This window comes from Microbacterium sp. CBA3102, assembly GCF_007954505.1.
GTDB classification, from domain to species: Bacteria; Actinomycetota; Actinomycetes; order Actinomycetales; family Microbacteriaceae; genus Microbacterium; species Microbacterium aurugineum.
In genome coordinates, this window is record NZ_CP042412.1 from 480,478 (window position 1) to 495,817 (window position 15,340).

16 protein-coding genes are annotated in these 15,340 nt (G+C 68.6%); 8 read left to right on the top strand and 8 right to left on the bottom strand.

Annotation, left to right across the window (positions count from 1 at the left end):
- Window positions 1-32 precede the first annotated feature (32 nt).
- The 3 genes from FGL91_RS02435 to FGL91_RS02445 all read right to left on the bottom strand — a co-directional run bounded on the left by FGL91_RS02435 (window position 33) and on the right by FGL91_RS02445 (window position 3,628).
- Window positions 33-1,067 (bottom strand): ABC transporter permease, encoded by a 1,035-nt coding sequence (locus FGL91_RS02435; RefSeq protein ID WP_194239293.1) that lies wholly within the window; start codon window positions 1,065-1,067, stop codon window positions 33-35.
- Window positions 1,067-2,569, bottom strand: coding sequence for a sugar ABC transporter ATP-binding protein (locus tag FGL91_RS02440; RefSeq protein WP_153242965.1), 1,503 nt, complete (start codon window positions 2,567-2,569; stop codon window positions 1,067-1,069). Before FGL91_RS02440 ends, FGL91_RS02435 begins: the two co-directional genes overlap by 1 nt.
- Before the next feature lie 189 nt (window positions 2,570-2,758).
- Window positions 2,759-3,628, bottom strand: a complete 870-nt coding sequence (locus FGL91_RS02445; protein WP_153242966.1) for a sugar phosphate isomerase/epimerase family protein — start codon at window positions 3,626-3,628, stop codon at window positions 2,759-2,761.
- 195 nt (window positions 3,629-3,823) lie between these two features.
- On the opposite strand from FGL91_RS02445, the gene FGL91_RS02450 reads away from it, so the two are divergent.
- Entirely contained in the window at window positions 3,824-4,825 is a 1,002-nt protein-coding gene (locus tag FGL91_RS02450) for a LacI family DNA-binding transcriptional regulator (protein ID WP_047521602.1), read from the top strand.
- A 118-nt stretch (window positions 4,826-4,943) separates the two neighbouring features.
- On the opposite strand, the gene FGL91_RS02455 is transcribed toward FGL91_RS02450, so the two are convergent.
- Both FGL91_RS02455 and FGL91_RS02460 read right to left on the bottom strand, forming a co-directional pair.
- A complete protein-coding gene (locus FGL91_RS02455; RefSeq protein ID WP_153242967.1) occupies window positions 4,944-5,930 on the bottom strand; it encodes an aldo/keto reductase in 987 nt (328 codons plus the stop codon).
- Window positions 5,917-7,212 carry an L-fuconate dehydratase gene (locus tag FGL91_RS02460; RefSeq protein ID WP_153242968.1) on the bottom strand — a complete coding sequence of 432 codons (1,296 nt, stop codon included), beginning with the start codon at window positions 7,210-7,212 and terminating at the stop codon, window positions 5,917-5,919. The genes FGL91_RS02455 and FGL91_RS02460 overlap by 14 nt, the downstream gene beginning before the upstream one ends.
- Before the next feature lie 124 nt (window positions 7,213-7,336).
- On the opposite strand from FGL91_RS02460, the gene FGL91_RS02465 reads away from it, so the two are divergent.
- Window positions 7,337-8,197: a fumarylacetoacetate hydrolase family protein gene (locus FGL91_RS02465; protein WP_153242969.1), complete on the top strand. Its 861-nt coding sequence runs from the start codon at window positions 7,337-7,339 to the stop codon at window positions 8,195-8,197.
- Window positions 8,194-8,943: an SDR family NAD(P)-dependent oxidoreductase gene (locus FGL91_RS02470; RefSeq protein ID WP_131493931.1), complete on the top strand. Its 750-nt coding sequence runs from the start codon at window positions 8,194-8,196 to the stop codon at window positions 8,941-8,943. The genes FGL91_RS02465 and FGL91_RS02470 overlap by 4 nt, the downstream gene beginning before the upstream one ends.
- Window positions 8,944-9,065: 122 nt before the next feature.
- On the opposite strand, the gene FGL91_RS02475 is transcribed toward FGL91_RS02470, so the two are convergent.
- Window positions 9,066-9,926 (bottom strand): amidohydrolase family protein, encoded by an 861-nt coding sequence (locus FGL91_RS02475; protein WP_153242970.1) that lies wholly within the window; start codon window positions 9,924-9,926, stop codon window positions 9,066-9,068.
- A gap of 47 nt (window positions 9,927-9,973) precedes the next feature.
- Between FGL91_RS02475 and FGL91_RS02480 the strand changes: the two genes are divergently transcribed.
- Window positions 9,974-10,651 carry a FadR/GntR family transcriptional regulator gene (locus tag FGL91_RS02480; RefSeq protein WP_131493407.1) on the top strand — a complete coding sequence of 226 codons (678 nt, stop codon included), beginning with the start codon at window positions 9,974-9,976 and terminating at the stop codon, window positions 10,649-10,651.
- 19 nt (window positions 10,652-10,670) lie between these two features.
- Here the strand turns inward: FGL91_RS02480 and FGL91_RS02485 are convergent, their stop codons facing one another.
- The gene (locus FGL91_RS02485) at window positions 10,671-11,333 is read right to left on the bottom strand and encodes a transaldolase family protein (RefSeq protein ID WP_153242971.1); all 663 of its coding nucleotides are present in this window, start codon (window positions 11,331-11,333) and stop codon (window positions 10,671-10,673) included.
- A gap of 118 nt (window positions 11,334-11,451) precedes the next feature.
- On the opposite strand from FGL91_RS02485, the gene FGL91_RS02490 reads away from it, so the two are divergent.
- The 4 genes from FGL91_RS02490 to FGL91_RS02505 are packed head-to-tail and all read left to right on the top strand — an operon-like array spanning window position 11,452 to window position 14,749.
- A complete protein-coding gene (locus FGL91_RS02490; RefSeq protein ID WP_153242972.1) occupies window positions 11,452-12,414 on the top strand; it encodes a ribokinase in 963 nt (320 codons plus the stop codon).
- Window positions 12,415-12,451: 37 nt separating this feature from the next.
- Window positions 12,452-12,856: a D-ribose pyranase gene (gene rbsD / locus FGL91_RS02495; protein WP_047522092.1), complete on the top strand. Its 405-nt coding sequence runs from the start codon at window positions 12,452-12,454 to the stop codon at window positions 12,854-12,856.
- Window positions 12,856-13,668 (top strand): GntR family transcriptional regulator, encoded by an 813-nt coding sequence (locus FGL91_RS02500; RefSeq protein WP_047522094.1) that lies wholly within the window; start codon window positions 12,856-12,858, stop codon window positions 13,666-13,668. Before rbsD ends, FGL91_RS02500 begins: the two co-directional genes overlap by 1 nt.
- A gap of 22 nt (window positions 13,669-13,690) precedes the next feature.
- Window positions 13,691-14,749 (top strand): PLP-dependent cysteine synthase family protein, encoded by a 1,059-nt coding sequence (locus FGL91_RS02505; RefSeq protein WP_153242973.1) that lies wholly within the window; start codon window positions 13,691-13,693, stop codon window positions 14,747-14,749.
- Between the two features lie 4 nt (window positions 14,750-14,753).
- Here FGL91_RS02505 and FGL91_RS02510 read toward each other — a convergent pair whose 3' ends face one another.
- Window positions 14,754-15,278, bottom strand: coding sequence for a DUF1992 domain-containing protein (locus FGL91_RS02510; RefSeq protein ID WP_153242974.1), 525 nt, complete (start codon window positions 15,276-15,278; stop codon window positions 14,754-14,756).
- Window positions 15,279-15,340: the final 62 nt, after the last annotated feature.

Here is a 15,340-nt window from a genome sequence, read left to right on the forward strand (position 1 = left end):
GGTGCAGGGATGGTGGGTGGTGCAGGGATGGGTCAGGTGCGCTGCCGGTTGCGGAGCGAGTCGAGGAAGACCGCGAGCAGCACGACCACACCGACGACGATGTTCTGCCACTCGGTCTGGATCGACATGATGCGCAGTCCGTTCACGAGCACGCTCATGATCAGGGCGCCGATCACGGTGCCGAGGATGGATCCGCGTCCGCCCAGCAGCGAGGTGCCGCCGATGATGACCGCGGCGATCGCCTGCAGCTCGTACCCCATGCCGATCTGCGGCTGGGCGGAGTCGAGGCGCGAGGCGATGACGATGCCGGCGACGCCGGTGAACGCACCCGCGAACATGTAGATGAGGATGGTCCAGCGACGCGTGTTGACGCCCGACAGCCGGGTGGCCTCCTCGTTCGAGCCGATCGCGAAGGTGTAGCGGCCGAGCAGGGTCTTCGACAGCACGAGCCAGGCGACGATCGCCAGCGCGGCGGTGATGAGCACCGCGTTCGGGATGCCGGGGATGATCACGCCGAGGGCGATCTTCTTGAAGTCCGGTGCCGAGGTCGAGAAGTAGATCGGTGCGACGTTCGAGATCACGAGGGCGAGACCACCCGCGATCATCATCATCGCGAGCGTGGCGATGAACGGGGGCAGTCGCAGGAACGTGATGTTCACGCCGTTGACGAGTCCCATCAGCACACCTGTCGCGACGCCGCCGATCACGCCGACCCAGACGGGAAGGCCCATGTTCGTGACGATGACCCCGGTCATCACGGCGCACAGCGCCATGCCGGTGCCGATCGACAGGTCGATGCCGCCGGTGATGATGACGAAGGTCGTACCGAGGGCGAGGATGCCGATCACCGCGGTCGACAGCAGCACCGTGGCGATGTTGCTGAAAGTGAAGAAGTTGGGGCTGGCGATCGAGAAGAAGATGACCAGCACGATCAAGGTGCCGAAGGCCAGCGACTGCTGGAACTGCCGCTTGATGAACCCGACGACATCCCTCTTGTCGGTGTCCTCGTTCACGGCGGTCTGGATGATCGTCGTCGTCGACGATCCGGGCTGCTGCGGAGCGCTCATCAGTCTTCCTCCCCGTGGGCTGCGAGTTGCATGATCTTCTCCTGGCTTGCTTCCTCGTTGCGGAGCGTCCCGGTGATGCGACCGTTGGCGAAGACCGCGATGCGGTTCGCCACGCGGAGGATCTCCGGGAGCTCGGATGAGATGACGATGATGGACTTGCCTGCGTCAGCGAGCTGCTGCATGAGGCGGTAGATCTCCTCTTTCGCGCCGACGTCGATCCCTCGGGTCGGCTCGTCGAAGATGAGGATGTCGCAGTCGCGCATCAGCCAGCGGGCGATGACGACCTTCTGCTGGTTCCCTCCGGAGAGGAGCTTGACGACCTGGTTGACCGAGGGCGTCTTCACGCGCAGCTGCTGCACGTATTCCTTGGTGCGGTTCTTCGCCTTGCTGTCGCCCATCCAACCGATCGCGTTGGCGTAGGAGCCGAGCGAGGCGAGCACGGTGTTGAACGTCACATCCTGCTCGAGCATGAGGCCGAGGAGCTTCCGGTCCTCGGACAGGTACCCGAGGCCGTGATGCACCGCGTCCGCGGGCTGGGAGATCCGCGCCGGGCGACCATCAATGGTGATCGTGCCGCTGTCGCGGTGGTCGGCGCCGATCACGGCTCGGGCGGTCTCGGTGCGCCCCGCCCCCATGAGGCCGGCGAAGCCGAGGATCTCGCCCCGGTGCAACCGGAACGAGACGTCTTTCAGAAGGCTCTTGGTCGACAGCCCCTGCACCTCGAGGACCACGGGGTCGTTCGCGTGCTCACGGGCCTGGGGACGGGTTCCCTCGTCGATCACGCGGCCGACCATCATCTCGATGATCGTCGGGATGGTGATCTCGGACTTGTCGAGTGATCCGATGTATGTGCCGTCCCGCAGGACGGTCACCCGATCAGCCAGGCGGCGCAGTTCGTCCATGCGGTGCGAGATGTAGACGATCCCGGTGCCGCGCGCCTTGAGCTGCTCGATCAGCACGAAGAGCGTCTCGACCTCGGTGTCGGTGAGGGCCGAGGTCGGCTCGTCCATGATGAGCACCTTGGCATTGAAGGACAGCGCCTTGGCGATCTCGACCATCTGCTGCTCGGCCACCGTGAGCTCGCCGACGAGCTGACGCGGGTTCAGGTGGATGTCGAGGCGCTGCAGCAGCTCGGCGGTCTGCGCGTTCAGCTTGCGCTCCGACAGGAACGGGCCCGTGGTGGGTTCCCGCCCCACGTAGATGTTCTGCGCCACGGTCAGATCGGGCATCAGGTTGAGCTCCTGATGGATGATCGTGATGCCGAGCTCCTGCGCCTGGAGGGGGCTCGTGAGCTCGACCTCCCGGCCCTCGAACGTGATCGTGCCCTCGTCCTTGGTGTAGATCCCGGAGAGGATCTTCATCAGGGTCGACTTGCCGGCACCGTTCTCACCCACGAGCACGAGCACCTCGCCGGCGTGCACCTCGAGGTGCACGTCTTTCAGCGCCTGCACGCCGGGGAATCCTTTGCTGATCCCCTCGACCCGGAGGATGGGTCCACTCATGCGCTCACCTGCTTCCTTGAAGGTTCTGCTTCGACGTCGACGGATCATTCCGTCGCAAACATCGGATCAATTCTGCGTCCTACGCTACGGGCAGCGCAAGTTGTATCTAAATGTATCTAATGACGGCCGGATGCGGAAGACCTGTAATGACATCTTGATCTTCCAATCGTCTCGCCGGTGGATTCCGGCTCAGTGGAGGCGGATCGAGTCGACCGCCACGAGCTTGTCGCGGATGTACGCGTTGGCGTGGGTGCCGAGTTCGTCGTTGTCGCTCCAGAGGTTCCGCCAGATGCCGAGCATGCGGCTGAGGTCGGGAGCGACGACCGCCGAGGAGAACGACTCGAAGACGATCGGACCGTCGTAGCCGATGCGGCCGAGCGCCTTGAAGAACGTGTCGAAGTCGACCGTGCCGGTGCCGAGGTACCCGCGGTGACTCTCTCCGATGTGCACGTAGCGCAGGGCGGGAGCCGCGTCGAGGACCGGCGCGAACATATCCGACTCCTCGATGTTCATGTGGTACGTGTCGAGGTGGATTCCGAGGTTCGGCCGATCGACCTCGGCGACGTACCCCAGAGCCTGTCGCGCCGTGTTCAGCACGTTGGTCTCGTAGCGGTTCACGACCTCGAGCGAGACCGAGACGCCGCGCTCGGCGGCGTGGTCGGCGACGCGTGCGATCACGGCGCGGCTGCTCGCGAGCCCCGCAGTGGTCACCGGCTCCATGTACTTCTTCATGGCGCTGTAGATCACCCCGCAGAAGTGCTGGCCCCCGAGGTCCGCCAGCACATCCACGGCCTTGATCAGCAAGGCTTCGCCGGCCGCGACGATCGCAGGGTCGGAGCTCGTGACATCGGTGGCCTCGGAGAGCCCGAGGGAGGCGCTGACGGCGAGGTCGTACTCCTCCAGCGCATCCTTCGCGACGGCGACGTCGAACGAGAACGGATCCATCAACGGGAACTCGATGAGGTCGAAACCCGCACCCTTGGTCTTGCGCACCGCCAGACGGATGCCCTCGGCATCGAAGTTCCCCGTCCAGACGAGCCCGTGGCATCCGATGTTCATGAGACCTCTCACAGCGGGTGTGCGGCACCGTCGCCGTCCCGGAATTGGCACGTGCCAATTCCGGTGTGCGTGTCACGCTACGTCGCCCGCCAGACGCTGTCAAGAACTTTCTTGGCACGTTGCAAGTCCTCCGCTATCCTGAGGCGACCGACGTGGTCGCCGTTCCCGATCGACGCGGTCCGACGAAGGAGTTCCATGCCCGCGAGCGTCAAGGACGTCGCCGCCCTCGCCGGAGTCTCCTCCTCCACCGTCTCGAACTACCTCAACCACCCGCATGTGCTCGGATCCGCGAGTCGGGAACGGGTGCGGGCGGCGATCGAACAGCTCGGCTACGTGCCCAACGAGTCCGCACGACAGCTGCGCGCCGGGTCGAGCAAGGCCCTCGCGCTGATCCTGCTCGACGCCTGGCTGCCCTATTTCCACGACCTCTCGCGCGGGGTCGAAGACGTGGCGCGCGAGGGGGGATGGTCGCTGTTCTTCAGCAACAGCGACCGCGACGATGCGCAGGAACGGCGCAACCTCGACATGTTCGAGGCGCACCGGGTGCAGGGCATCGTCATCTATCCGCTCGGCGACGTGGTGCCGCGCCTGGAGGGACTGGCCGACCGCGGTATCCGCTCGGTCGTGGTGGGTCCGATCCGGGAATCATCGAAGGTCGCGTCCGTGCTGTTCGACGACCGCGGCGGTGGGCGACTCGCGGGCGAACACCTCCTGGACCTCGGCCGCCGACGCCTCCTCTTCCTCGGCAATCCGGCGGTGAGTCAGTCGAACGACCGCCTCGCCGGGCTGCGTGAGGCCGTCTCGGGGTCCGACGCGAACCTGTCGATCATCGACGTGTCGCACCTGGCGATCGAGGACGGACTGCGTGCGGGTGAGCAGATCATCGCGATGCCGGTCACCGAGCGCCCGGACGCGGTGTTCGCTGCGAACGACATGGTGGCACTCGGGGTGCTCACGCAGCTGCTGCGTCATGGCATCCGGGTCCCGGAGGAGATCGCCCTCATCGGCTTCGACGACGTCGCCCAGGCACACCAGGGCGTCGTGCCGCTCACGAGCGTGCGGCAGCCCGGCTACGAGATCGGCCGCGCCGCCGGAGCCGCTCTCCTGCAGCAGCTCGCCGACCCCACGGCACCGCCGCCCGCGACCACCCCCTTCCCCGCTGAACTCATCGTGCGGGAGTCCACGGTCGGACGGTGAGCACGGCCCTGCGTCGTTCACAACTCCTCAGATATTGCCCGCACACCGGGCTGCGACGGCCGCAAACGCTCGATCTGGGCAATCGTTGAGGAGTTATGAACGCGGCACAGGCGTCGGGTCAGACCGTGGGGATGAGCCCCTCCTCCGCGAGGCTCGCCCACAGCGCCGTCGGGATGTCGAGTGCGGCGTACTCCGCGTTCTGTCGCAGCTGCGCCGGGCGACTGCCGCCCACCACGACCGAGCGCACGACGTCGGACTGCAGCGGGAACTGGATCGCCGCGGCGGGCAGCGGCACCCCGTGGTCGGCGCACACGGCGGCGATGCGGACCAGCCGATCCCACAGCTCGTCCGGAAGCTGCCCGTACTCGTAACGCCCGTCGCGGCGCGGCTCGTTCGACGCGAGCAGCCCGGAGTTGAACACGGAGGCCGCCACGATCCCGGTCGAGGTCTCCCGGCACGCGGGCAGCACGTCGACCGCGGCGGGCTGTTCGAGCAGCGTGTACCGGCCGGCCACCATGATCAGGTCGAGGTCGGCGGCACGGACGGCTGCGGCGAGAGCATCCGACACCATCGAGCCGATGCCGATCGCGGAGACCTCGCCGTCGGCCCGCAGCTGCTCCATCGCGGGGAGGGCTTCCGCGAGTGCGAGGTCGAGGTCGTGCCGCTCGGGGTCGTGCAGGTACAGCAGGTCGATGCGCTCGATGCCGAGACGCTCCCGGGACTCGTCGACGCTCGCACGGATCCCCGCCTCCGAGAAGTCCCACACCCGCTGCAGCTCGTCGGGCACGTGGAAGTCGTTGGCGGTGTCGAGGCCACCGGCGTGGTCGGGGTTCGGTCGCAGCAGACGCCCCGCCTTCGTCGAGAGCACGAACTCGTCCCGCGGCTTGGTCTGCAGGAAGGCTCCGAGCCGGCGCTCTGAGAGCCCCAGACCGTAATGCGGCGCGGTGTCGTAGAAGCGGATGCCGCTCTCCCACGCCGCATCGAGCACGGCCCAGGCCTCTTCGTCGCTGAGCGGTCGGAACAGGTTGCCCACGTTCGCGGCCCCGTACCCGAGGGCGGGAACGGGCAGGCGGTCAGGCCTCGCCAGAGGATCAGGCACCGACATGCGCACCCGTCCAAGAGTAAGCCGCGATGCTGTCGGCCTTCATCTCCATGCCTGTTCCCGGCGCGGTCGGCGCCATGTACGAGCCGCCGCGGATGTCGGTGGGCACGACGAAGTGCTCGTGCAGGTGGTCGACGAACTCGATCATGCGGCCCTCGCGGGTCCCGGTGACCGCGACGAAGTCGAACATCGACAGGTGCTGGACGGCCTCGCACAGGCCGACTCCGCCGGCGTGCGGACAGACCGGCACGCCGAACTTCGCGGCGAGCAGGAGGTTCGCGATGTTCTCGTTCACCCCTGCCACGCGCACGGCGTCGATCTGCATGACCGAGATGGCCTCGGCCTGCAGGAGCTGCTTGAAGATCACGCGGTTCTGGGCGTGCTCGCCGGTGGCGACCCGGATGGGTGCGATGCCCCGGGCGATCTCGGCGTGACCGAGCACGTCGTCGGGGCTGGTGGGCTCCTCGATCCAGGCGGGGTGGAACTCGGCGAGCGCGTTCACCCATTCGATGGCCTCCGACACCTCCCAGCGCTGGTTGGCGTCGATCGCGATGGGGAAGTCGGGCCCGCACACCTCGCGTGCTTTGCGGAAGCGGCGGATGTCGTCGTCGAGGTCGGCGCCGACCTTGAGCTTGATCTGGGTGAAGCCGTCGGCCATGGCCTCGCGGGCGAGGCGTTCGAGCTTCTCGTCGGAGTATCCGAGCCATCCGGGGCTCGTGGTGTAGCCCGGGTACCCGCTGGCGAGGAGCTGCTGCTCCCGCTCGGCGCGGCCGGGTTCGGCGGCGCGCAGGATCTCGAGGGCGTCCTCGCGGGTGAGCGCGTTGGTGAGGTAGCGGAAGTCGACGAGATCGACGAGTTCCTCCGGCGTCATGCGGGCGAGCAGCTGCCAGAGCGGAAGCCCGGCGCGCTTGGCCTTGATGTCCCACAGCGCGTTGATGACCGCGCCGATCGCCATGTGCATGACGCCCTTCTCGGGCCCGAGCCAGCGCAGCTGCGAGTCGCCGATGATCTCGCGGAAGGTGCCGCCCATGTCATCGAGCAGCGGCTCGATCTCGCGCCCGACGAGGTGCCCGGCGAGCGCATCGATCGCCGCGACCTGCACGTCGTTGCCACGGCCGATCGTGAAGACGAAGGCATGACCGTCGATGTCATCATCGGCATCGGTGCGCACGATGACGTACGCCGCCGAGTAGTCCGGGTCGGGGTTCATCGCATCCGACCCGTCCAGGCTCAGGGACGTGGGGAAGCGGATGTCGGTGGTGTCGAGGGCGACGATACGGCTCACGGGATTCCTCTCCATGCGCGGCTGATTTCTTCCGCGCGGATCTCTTGGAGTGTAAACATCCGATGTCTATACTGTCAACGAGACCAGCCGCGTTGTCGCGGCTTCCCGACCGATCAGGAGAAACATGAAGTTCGCGCGGCTCGGCACCCCTGGCACTGAGATCCCCGTCCTGGTGGAGGGTGACCGATACCTCGACCTCCGCCCCGTAACATCCGATGTGGATGGAGCGTTCCTCGAGAGCGACTTCGCCTCCCGCGTCGCGGCCGCTCGCGATGCCGGTGAGCTCCCCGAACTCGCGGACGCCGCGTCGATGCGCATCGGCGCCCCGATCGCCCGTCCGAGCGCCGTGATCTGCATCGGCATGAACTACGCCGCCCACGCGGCGGAGTCGGGGTCGGAGCCGCCCACCATCCCGATCCTCTTCCTCAAGACCCCGAACACCGTCGTCGGTCCGAACGACACGGTCACGATCCCCCGCGGCAGCGTCAAGACCGACTGGGAGGTCGAGCTCGGCATCGTGATCGGCACCCGCGCCGCCTACCTCGACAGCCCCGAGGAGTCCATGACGCACGTCGCCGGCTTCGTCGCAGCGAATGACGTGTCCGAGCGCGACTTCCAGATGACCGTCTCCGGAGGACAGTGGTCCAAGGGCAAGATCGCGGCGGGCTTCAACCCCACCGGGCCCTGGCTGGTCACTCCCGACGAGGTCGACCATCAGGCGCTCGGCCTACGCAGCTTCGTGAACGGCGAGCCGCGGCAGGACTCGAACACGAGCGACATGATCTTCACGGTCGAGCACATCGTGCACCACCTGTCGCAGTACGTGACGCTCGAGCCCGGCGACCTCATCCTCACCGGCACCCCGCAGGGCGTGGCCCTCTCGGGGAAGTACCCCTACCTCGCCGCGGGCGACGTGGTCGAGATCGAGATCGACGGCCTCGGCCGCCAACGGCAGGAGTTCGTGGCATGGGAGGCCCGGGGATGAGTGCACTGAACGGACTGGTGGCGATCGTCACCGGTGGAGCATCCGGCATCGGCGCGGCGATCGCGCAGCGCCTGCACGCCGACGGCGCGACCATCGCGGTCCTCGACCGGGACACCGCGGCGGCTGACCCCGCCTTCGCCGCCTTCACGGCCGATGTCTCGGATCGAGCGAGTGTCGACGCGGCGGTGGCCGCCGTCGCCGAAGAGTTCGGACGCATCGACATCGTCGTCAACAACGCCGGGATCGGCGCGCAGGGCGACATCGCCGCGAACGACGACGACGAGTGGGCCCGCGTGCTCTCGGTCAACGTCACCGGCATCGCCCGCGTCACCGCGGCGGCACTCCCCTGGCTGCGGAAGTCCCCGTCGGCCTCGGTGTGCAACACGGCATCCATCGCCTCGACCACCGGACTGCCGCAGCGCGCCCTGTACAGCGCCTCGAAGGGTGCCGTCTCCGCCCTCACCCGCGCGATGGCCGCCGACCACCTGCGCGAGGGCATCCGCGTGAACGCGGTCAACCCGGGCACCGCCGACACCCCGTGGGTCGGACGCCTGCTCGACTCGGCGGTCGATCCCGCGGCCGAGCGCGCGGCACTGGAAGCCCGCCAACCCCACGGACGTCTGGTGAGCCCCGAGGAAGTCGCCGCCGCCGTCGCATACCTCGTGAGCCCTGCCGCGGGTTCGACCACCGGCACCTTCATCGAGGTCGACGGCGGCATGGCCCAGCTGCGCCTCCGCGCGGAGTAGCCCCCCCTTCGTTCCCGTGCGGGATCAAAAACGCACCTGAACACGCCCACGGAGGTGCGATTTCGATCCCGCACCCGCCCCGCGCGGGACGGGGGCGGGACGGCGGGGCGGGCGGGGCGGGGTCAGAGGGAGTAGAAGGCGGCGGCGGTGTCGTGGAAGAGGGCGGTCTGGTCGAGGCCGCGCGAGTGCGCCCACGCGGCGACCGTGTCGAACCACCGGGCACGCGACGATGATCCGTAACCCGCGCCGCTGACGGCGGAGACCGGCCAGTCGCTTCCCCACATCATCCGCTCCGGCCCGAACAGGTCGGCCGCAACGTCCAGGAACGGGATCAGCTGCTCAGCGCTCCACTCGCCGCCGGCCTCGGCGGGCAGACCGGAGATCTTGCAGAAGGTGAGGGGATGCCGGGCGAGTTCGGCCAGATCCCGCTCCCACTCCGACGGCGGCGCGAGCGGAGCCGATGCCGTTCCGACCGCGGGCTTGCCGAGGTGGTCGAGCACGATCCGCAGTTCCGGGATCGCTCCGGCCAGGCGTGCCACATCCGGGAGCTGCGAGTGCCGCACGCATGCATCGAAGGTCCAGCCCCTGGCGGCGACCTCGCGCGCGCCCGTCACGAACGCGGTGGACAGGGCCGTGCCGTCGGGCTCATCCTGCAGGAGGTGTCGCACGCCGACCACGAGAGGCTCGGACGAGAGTTCCTCCAGGTGCACGGTCGTGTCCGTGCCGCCGTCCAGTCGCACGCCCGCCACGATCCCGACCACCCCGAGCTCCCCCGCCTGGCCCGCGACCCAGCGCACCTCGTCGAGGGACTCGTCCTCCCGCGCCCCGGCCTGCACGAACACGGCCGTCTCCTCGGAGGCATCCTCGATCCGAGCTCGCTCGAGCTCGCCGCCGCCGAACCTTCCGGCGAGAGGGCCTTCGAGCCAGGCGTAGGTCAGAACCTCGGGATCCCAGAGGTGCAGATGTGAATCGAGAACGCGCATGCCTCCATCCTGCCGGAGACATCCGATCAATCGCTAGGATGACGCTCATGGCAGTCACCGACGAGGCGATCGAGAAGATCAAGGCGATGATCGTGGCAGGCGAGCTCGCCCCCGGCGACCGGCTTCCCCCCGAGAAAGAGCTCTCCGAGCGGCTGGGACTCTCCCGCAACTCCATGCGCGAAGCGGTCAAGGCGCTCGAGGTCATCCGCGTCCTCGATGTGCGTCGGGGGGACGGCACCTACGTCACGAGCCTCGAACCCCACCTGCTGCTGGAGGCCATCTCGTTCGTCGTCGACATGCACGATGACGACTCGATGCTCGAGATCTTCGCGGTGCGCCGGATGCTGGAGTCACAGGCGACCGGACTCGCGGCGACCCTGGGCACCGACGAGAAGATCTCCGAGCTGCAGGCCGAGGTCGATTCGGTCGATGCGGCGGTCACGATCGAGGCGCTCGTCGATCACGACATCCGGTTCCATCGGGAGATCGTCGCGATGTCCGGCAACGCGTACCTCGCGAGCCTCATCGAGCACCTGAGCAGCCAGACCGTGCGCGCGCGCGTGTGGCGAGGCCTCACCGAGGGGGGCGCCGTCGAGCGCACCCTGTCGGAGCACCGGGCCATCGCCGATGCGATCGCCCAGCACGACTCGGCTCTCGCGACCTCGCTGGCCACCGCGCACATCGCAGGCGTCGAGCGCTGGCTGCGTCAGGCCGCGGCGAGCTGACAGCAGCGGCGGGCGCCGCTCATGCCCCCAGACGCACCATCGCGGCGTCGAACTCCGCCGCGGAGCTGTCGCTCACCTCATGGAAGAGCACGCGGTCGAGCACGTCGGGGGCGGCGGTGAAGTACGGGACGCCGGCCAGGCGCAAGCCCGTGATGTCATCCGGCGAGCGCAGCGACGCGGCGAGGACGTTCGAGTCGCTGCCCGCGCACACCTCCTGCATCCGCGCGATCGTCGCATCGCCGTCGAGCCCGGCATCGCGCATCCGTCCGAGGTACGGAGCGATGTACTGCACCCCGGTCGACGCGCACGCGAGCGCCTGCGCGACCGAATACACGGCGGTCACCAGAACGGTCGCGCCGTCGCGCACGAGCGCGGATGCCGCGGCGAACCCCGCAGACGTCGCGGGCACCTTCACGGCGACCCGGTCCCCCAGCGCGCGGATACCCTCGGCGTTGCGGAGGAAGGACGCGGTGTCGCCGCCCCAGGTCTGGAAGAAGATCTCCTTCGCCCCCTCCGACTCCCAGCGGGCGTAGAGCTCGGGGATCTCGGCGGCGGTGCGGCCTCCCCGTTCCAGGATGGTCGGGTTCGTGGTCACGCCGTGCACCACGCCCGCGGCGAGCAGCCGGGAGACGCGGTCGACATCGGCACTGTCGACGTACAGGCGTGGCGCGATCGGGGTCATCGGGGTCTCCTCGCGGACAACCTGTCGTTACAGGTACGGATTCGGCTAATGTAATGACAGCCACCGCGATCTGTCAAAGCGTCGGCTACACCTGCCGTCGAGGAAGATCAGGAGCAAGATGACCCCCGCACACTCCGAAGACCGCTCCGGTGTCGTCATCGTCGGCAGCGTCACGGCCGACGTCACCACGTTCTCCGGGCGCTTGCCCGCACGGGGCGAGACGATCCTGGGAGACGAGTTCACCCTCATGCTGGGTGGCAAGGGAGCGAACCAGGCCGTCGCGGCCGGACGCTCGGGTGCGCGCACGAGCTTCGTCGGCTGTGTCGGAGACGACCTGTTCCACGACCTCGTGGTCGACGGGCTCACCGCGGCCGGGGTCGACCTCACGCATCTGCGCACGGTTCCCGGCCCCACCGGCATCGCGCACATCCGTGTCGACTCCTCCGCGCAGAACGACATCGTGATGGTGCCGCTCGCCAACGCCGCCCTCAGCGCCCCGCAGATCGACGAGGCCCTCACGGCTCTCGCCCCCACGACCTCGGTGCTGCTCACCCAGCTCGAGACCCCTTCCGCGCTCACCGCGCACATCACCGCGCGGGGACGTGAACTCGGCATGACCGTCATCCTCGATCCGGCCCCGGCCGCCGAGCTGGACGCCGAGATCTGGCGGAGCATCGACATCGTGACCCCCAACGAGACCGAGGCGACGCTGATCAGCGGCATCGAGGTGACGGATGCCGCATCGGCCGAACGCGCCGGACGCTGGTTCCTCGCGCAGGGAGTCGGCGCGGCGGTGATCACCCTCGCGGGCCAGGGATCGTGCGTCGTCACCGCGGAAGGCGCGTCCGTGATCCCGCCGTTCCCGGTGGAGGCGGTCGACACGACCGCGGCGGGAGATGCGTACGCGGGGTACCTCGGTGCCGCGCTCGCCAACGGCAGCACCCTGGCGGACGCCGTGCGCCTGGCCACGGCCGCCGGTGCGCTGACGGTCACGAAGCAGGGCGCATCGCCCAGCCTTCCGCACCGTGCCGAGGTCGACGCGTTCCTGACCGCACGCCTGGCCGCGCCCGTCGCGAACTGACTTCCTGTACCGGACCTGCGGAGAACCGAGGACACACATGCGCAAGACGGCCACCACCATCAATCCCGCGCTCTCCCGCGTGATCAGCGAGACCGGGCACACGGACCTCGTCGTGGTCACCGACGCCGGGCTGCCCATCCCTCCCGGCTCCGAGCGCATCGACCTGGCGTACCGCCCGGGCGCTCCGGAGTTCCTCGATGTGCTCGACACCGTGCTCGCCGAGATGGTGGTCGAGGGGGCGACGGTCTCGGCCGAGGTCGCCGAGAAGAGCCCGGAGGTGCTGGCCGCACTGCGGGAGCGGTTCGCCGGCATGGGGTTCGAGATCGAGCTCATCCCCCACGTCGAGTTCAAGAAGCTCAGCCAGGGCGCTCGCGCGTTCGTGCGCTCCGGGGAGTTCACCCCCTACGCCAACGTGATCCTGCACGCGGGGGTGGCGTACTGATGGTCACCGTCGACGACGCGATCGACCGCCACTCCGCCGCCCCAATGTATGACCAGCTGCGCCAGCTGATCATCGACGGCATCGCCCGCGACGGCCTGCAGCCCGGCGACCCGCTGCCGGGAGAGCACCGCCTCTGCGAGCGGTACGGCATCTCGCGCACCGTCGTCCGCCAAGCGCTCGCCCAGCTGGAGCACGAAGGGCTCGTGGAGCGCGTGAAGGGCAAGGGCACGTTCGTCTCCCGCCCTCGCACGAGCGAGAGTCTCGTGCACACACTGGTGGGCCTGTACGACGACGTCGAGCGCCGCGGCGGACACGTGCACAGCGACGTCCTGCGACACGAACGGACGACAGCCGACGAGGAGGTCGCGCTCGCGCTCGAGCTCCCCGTCGACTCCCCCGTCGTCGTCTTGGAGCGCCTGCGGCACGTCGACGGCGAGCCGTGGTCGCTGTCGACGACGTGGATGCCGGAGGCCACGGGCTCCGTGACGCTCGGCGCCGACCTGACCGAGGGGTCGCTGTACCGGCTCCTCGCCGAACACGACATCGTCGCGACGCACGGCGTGCGCTCGGCGGAGGCGACGGTGGCGACGCACGAACAGGCGCAGTTCCTGGGCGTCAGCGCCGGCTCGGCCCTGCTGCGTCTGCGCAGCATCAGCCGCAGCGCCGACGGTGCACCGATCGAGTACTTCGTCGCCTATCACCGCGGTGATCGGTCGCGCTTCGAGTTCCAACTCCAGCAAGAGCAGTCGCAGGCCTCCCTGCTGCACGTCGACGGCGATGGCGGGGCCTCGCGCGCCGGGACGGTGGGCTGAGTCGCCCGGTAGTGTCGAGGGCATGAGCGACTGGACCAGCACCGCGATCGCCCTGCTGGAAGCCGATGCCAACCGCAGCGCCGACACGCATCTGCACCTCTTCCCGCTCCCGCCCGAATGGGGCATCGACCTGTATCTCAAGGATGAGTCCGTGCACCCCACCGGCTCCCTCAAGCACCGCCTCGCGCGCTCGCTCATCCTCTACGGCCTGGTCAACGGACGCATCCGCGAAGACACCACGCTCGTGGAGTCCTCGAGCGGATCGACCGCCGTCTCCGAGGCCTACTTCGCTCGGATGCTCGGGCTGAAGTTCATCACGGTCGTGCCGCGCTCGACGGTGCAGGAGAAGATCGACCTCATCGAGTTCTACGGCGGCACCTGCCACTTCGTCGACCGCGCCGAGGACATGTCTTCCGAGGCGCAGCGCCTCGCGTCCGACTGCACCGGCCACTACCTCGACCAGTTCACGTTCGCCGAGCGCGCGACCGACTGGCGCGGCAACAACAACATCGCCGAGAGCGTGTTCAGCCAGCTCGCCCAGGAGCGGCATCCGATCCCCACGTGGATCGTCACGGGTGCAGGCACCGGCGGCACGAGCGCGACCTTCGGACGCTACGTGAAGTACCGTCGGCATGACACCAAGGTCGCGGTCGTGGACCCCGAGGGTTCCGCCTTCTACGACGGATGGGCCGGCACCGTGGATCCGCCCGCCGGCCGCCCGAGCCGCATCGAGGGGATCGGTCGCCCGCGGGTAGAGGCCTCGTTCGTGCCCACCGTGATCGACGAGATGATCCGTGTCCCCGATGCCGGCTCGATCGCCGCGATCCGCCTGTTGCGCGAGCGCACCCTGCACTGGGCGGGCGGGTCGACCGGCACGAACCTCTACGGCGCGTTCCAGCTGATCGCCCGGATGCGCGCCGCGGGTGAGACCGGCAGCGTCGTGACCCTGATCTGCGACAGCGGCATCCGCTACGCCGGCACCTACTATTCGGACGAGTGGGTGGCGCAGCAGGGGTGGGACCTCGCCCCGCACCGCGCACGGCTGGAAGGCTTCCTGGAGACCGGCGACTGGGCAGAGTGACGGTTCAGCTCGACGAGCGGCGCCACCACCGCCGCCGAGGGGCCGCTGGAGTCGACGGCGTCGGCGCGGTCGCGCCATCGGGCTTCCGCCGCCGACGGCGCCACTCGTCGACCTCCGCATCCACGTCTCGGAGCGGCGTGACGACCGGGGGCCCGCCCGTCAACTGCATCCGCGCCACACGGATGCGGGAGTTGAAGTCCTCCACGTGCCGACGCACGTCTTCTTCCTGAGAGTAGGTGTCGAGGACGGCTCGAAGGTTCGCGTCCTCCGTGCGCAGCTGGAACACCGGCGGCGCCAGACCCGTGAGGTTCTCCCGCTCGATCTTCTGCCGGATCCACCAGTCGGGGTCGTGCGTGCGGCCGAGATTCTCGATGGGCTTTCCCGCACCGGGCAGATCGTCGAACTCGCCGCGACGGATCGCCATCTGGATGTTCAGCTCGACCGCGGCCCAGCGTTCCTCGGTCGTCGACCATCGCGGCGGGCCCCCGGCACCGGCGGTGTCACCCTCGTCTTCCTCGGCGTCATGCATCAGCAGCCCCCTTCGATGGCGTGCTCGATTCACTGTGGAGGCTACCCGAATCACGGGGGCAC

What these genes read in the sequence shown, in the direction of transcription:
- FGL91_RS02435 (WP_194239293.1), bottom strand. Translation starts at nt 1,067, where the DNA reads ATGAGCGCTCCGCAGCAGCCCGGATCGTCGACGACGACGATCATCCAG.
- FGL91_RS02440 (WP_153242965.1), bottom strand. Translation starts at nt 2,569, where the DNA reads ATGAGTGGACCCATCCTCCGGGTCGAGGGGATCAGCAAAGGATTCCCC.
- FGL91_RS02445 (WP_153242966.1), bottom strand. Translation starts at nt 3,628, where the DNA reads ATGAACATCGGATGCCACGGGCTCGTCTGGACGGGGAACTTCGATGCC.
- FGL91_RS02450 (WP_047521602.1), top strand. Translation starts at nt 3,824, where the DNA reads ATGCCCGCGAGCGTCAAGGACGTCGCCGCCCTCGCCGGAGTCTCCTCC.
- FGL91_RS02455 (WP_153242967.1), bottom strand. Translation starts at nt 5,930, where the DNA reads ATGTCGGTGCCTGATCCTCTGGCGAGGCCTGACCGCCTGCCCGTTCCC.
- FGL91_RS02465 (WP_153242969.1), top strand. Translation starts at nt 7,337, where the DNA reads ATGAAGTTCGCGCGGCTCGGCACCCCTGGCACTGAGATCCCCGTCCTG.
- FGL91_RS02470 (WP_131493931.1), top strand. Translation starts at nt 8,194, where the DNA reads ATGAGTGCACTGAACGGACTGGTGGCGATCGTCACCGGTGGAGCATCC.
- FGL91_RS02475 (WP_153242970.1), bottom strand. Translation starts at nt 9,926, where the DNA reads ATGCGCGTTCTCGATTCACATCTGCACCTCTGGGATCCCGAGGTTCTG.
- FGL91_RS02480 (WP_131493407.1), top strand. Translation starts at nt 9,974, where the DNA reads ATGGCAGTCACCGACGAGGCGATCGAGAAGATCAAGGCGATGATCGTG.
- FGL91_RS02485 (WP_153242971.1), bottom strand. Translation starts at nt 11,333, where the DNA reads ATGACCCCGATCGCGCCACGCCTGTACGTCGACAGTGCCGATGTCGAC.
- FGL91_RS02490 (WP_153242972.1), top strand. Translation starts at nt 11,452, where the DNA reads ATGACCCCCGCACACTCCGAAGACCGCTCCGGTGTCGTCATCGTCGGC.
- rbsD (WP_047522092.1), top strand. Translation starts at nt 12,452, where the DNA reads ATGCGCAAGACGGCCACCACCATCAATCCCGCGCTCTCCCGCGTGATC.
- FGL91_RS02500 (WP_047522094.1), top strand. Translation starts at nt 12,856, where the DNA reads ATGGTCACCGTCGACGACGCGATCGACCGCCACTCCGCCGCCCCAATG.
- FGL91_RS02505 (WP_153242973.1), top strand. Translation starts at nt 13,691, where the DNA reads ATGAGCGACTGGACCAGCACCGCGATCGCCCTGCTGGAAGCCGATGCC.
- FGL91_RS02510 (WP_153242974.1), bottom strand. Translation starts at nt 15,278, where the DNA reads ATGCATGACGCCGAGGAAGACGAGGGTGACACCGCCGGTGCCGGGGGC.